At 41.8% G+C, this 2,691-nt stretch carries 1 protein-coding gene and 1 pseudogene; one reads left to right on the forward strand and one right to left on the reverse strand.

Features of this window, described 5'->3' with window-relative positions; translation table 11 throughout:
- A pseudogene (locus IEW93_RS22190) lies at nt 1-118 on the forward strand (IS630 family transposase); the annotation flags it as partial.
- Nucleotides 119-557: 439 nt separating this feature from the next.
- On the opposite strand, the gene IEW93_RS21605 reads toward IEW93_RS22190, so the two are convergent.
- Nucleotides 558-2,423, reverse strand: a complete 1,866-nt coding sequence (locus tag IEW93_RS21605; RefSeq protein WP_188741260.1) for an RHS repeat domain-containing protein — start codon at nt 2,421-2,423, stop codon at nt 558-560.
- Between the last annotated feature and the right edge of the window lie 268 nt (nt 2,424-2,691).

A 2,691-nucleotide genomic window follows, 5' to 3' on the forward strand; every position in this document is an offset into this window, starting at 1 on the left:
CGAATTTAGGGCCGCTCTATCAAAATTTTTTAAAGAAACACTGCCGGAAATGGGTGGCGATTTGACGTCGCGGATCAATGACAATTTTCAGATGTTACAATCCGCATCTTCAAGTTGATTGGGTATATATGGCAGTACAACCGCTTCTAGCGGTAAATGAGCACATTAAAAGCAACGATAAGTGTGAAGTAATAAAATAGAAAACTAAGGCCAAAAAGCTTTGGGTGAGCAGATTATTGCCTTGACTCACCGGGAGCGTCCATATATGTCTTATTTATTAACCCTTTTTATTTCAAGTAATTTTCAGTTAACAAAGAAAAAAGATATGAGGAATAAAAGTATTAAGAATATCCTTATTCTCTTAAATAAAGTCATTTTTTTATATTCTTCAGTCTTGATTAACCCACTATATTTGTTGCCAGACTTAATTGCTGACTTGACATCTTCAAGCGTTATTTTGTTATCCTGAAGCGCTAATCTAGCATGAATCTGAGATGCGAAAATACCTTCTAAAAATATCAAAAACAAAAAGGTGAGCACACAAATTATTGTAAAAATCAAAAGAATCCCCGCCCAATAAGCCATGTATGATTCACAAAACCATAGGCAGCATAACCGACATTTAAACCGGTGCCAATGTCAGCCCCAGCACCGTCACCAGTAAATGTAAAATCACCCTTACCAGCAAACATGCCCATACCACCTACTGTGCCACTGAAACCTTCCAATGTAGATAAATCTCCCTGCCATGTCCCGATCGAGTAACTCATGCCGCCACCAAGGCCAGCAAAACCTCCACCAGAGAGGGTGAAAAAAGTACCTAACTCGTAGTACTTTGAAAAAGCCAACGAAACGGTAGACTCCACCCCTACACCAAGCGCTCCACCCGTCAAAGAAGCATCAAATTTTACATTAAGTCCTTTGCGCAACTTACTAGCGATAAAGTCGCCAGCACTTTCAAGTTTTTCAGAAGCATAGTCATACAAATCGGAAGACATGTCTTTCATTGATAATAGCGCTTTTTTCCCAGCATCCACGACTCTGCTTCTAACTGATTGGTGATGAGCTTCATCATTAAACATCCGAGAAAAAGCTCCTGTAAGTGCGCCATTTGCGAATTTCCCACCAGTTAATTTTGAAATTGTCCCACCAACAGTCGCTGCTGCTACAATTCTTCCAATGCTAAACCTAGCAGAACTAATGCCATTGATACTCTTCTCAAACCCTTGTGTTACACCAGCAGCTAAGAAGCCATGACCAAACTTACCTCCTTGCAGTATGCTAGTTATTCCACCGACCATAGCGTGAGCTGCTATCTTTCCTACAGTTGCAGCGGTAGTTAACTCTCCTCCACTGAAGCAAGATTGACAATTTGCTTGCGAAAATGCTTCACCAACCTGATAAAAAGCCATCGCGGTAAACGCTCCCCTCAATGCACCTGTAAATACGTTACCACCATTAGCAGCAGCTCCTGCGGCACCTGAGGCAGCACCAACAAGGGCATATCCTGCTTGCCCGCATTGCACATTACCACCACAAATATAAGTGCCAATTGCAGCAACTATAATCCCAACATAAGGTCGTATTTTTTTCCACGTTTTACTCCACCAACTATACCCACTCGGATCGGTTAACGTCAGCGGGTTATTTCTCACATAAGCATAACGATTGTAACTTTGTGAATCCGTAGGCGCTTGGATCAGCGGATCAGCCTGCAAGAATCGCCCCAAGGTTGGATCGTAGATGCGGCCGCCCATATGAATAATATCTAAATCCTTGATGTGCTTATGGCCTGTATATCCTCTGTCCGTTGGCTCGCTGTAGGTATAATTTGATAATAAACTTGCCAAATAGACAGCGGTACGTTTACCCCAAGGGTCGTAAATCGCTTGCGATACCACTGCGCCACTGGCATTGGTTGTGGCGATGACTGAGCCTTGATGGTCTTTGTGTAGATAAAAAGTATCGCTTGACCCATTACTTCGCTGGGTATAAACAATGTCGCCAACATAAAATTTATGCTCGGTTAATGTACCTGCGCCACCCGTACGATAGACCTTTTCATAATTACCTAAATAGGTAGTCTGATAAGTAACGTTTTTGCCATTTTCGACATAGGTATCCGTTTTAAAAATTAGCTCACGTTCAGGCCCATATTTCATGGTAGAACTACTGCCAGCTTTCGTGATTAATGTTGGCTTGTCGTAACTGCCATAAGTAAAGGTGCGGGTGCCATCAGTTTTACTATTGCCGTTGGCATCGTAAAAAAACTTATATAATTGCGCTCCAGAGGCTGATTTGACCTCATTAAGCTGGTGCGGTTTAGTTGCATAGTAGTTGTAATTGCCCACACCCGTTTTAAATTTAATATTACCCCAGTCATCATAATTAAAATCTTGATACGTTTTAAAATTTGTTGGCAAGATACCACTACCAGTGGCAATACTAATTGTCCTGTCTTCTAAGCGGTTTGTCAGGTAGTCATAGCCATACGTTTCAGTAAAGTCGGTAATGCTTCCAGGAATTGAACCAAATTTAGTCCATCGACTGGCTACGAAATAATTAATCGCCGTAAAGCCCTAACTTAATTGAGTTTTAATACATTTAAGTCAGGCCTCCGGCACAGATCCGTACGTGCGCTACTAACGCATACGGCTCCTACATCGAGTCAAAGATGAAAGCGTTGATTCG

Source organism: Shewanella inventionis, assembly GCF_014641855.1.
GTDB classification, from domain to species: Bacteria; Pseudomonadota; Gammaproteobacteria; order Enterobacterales; family Shewanellaceae; genus Shewanella; species Shewanella inventionis.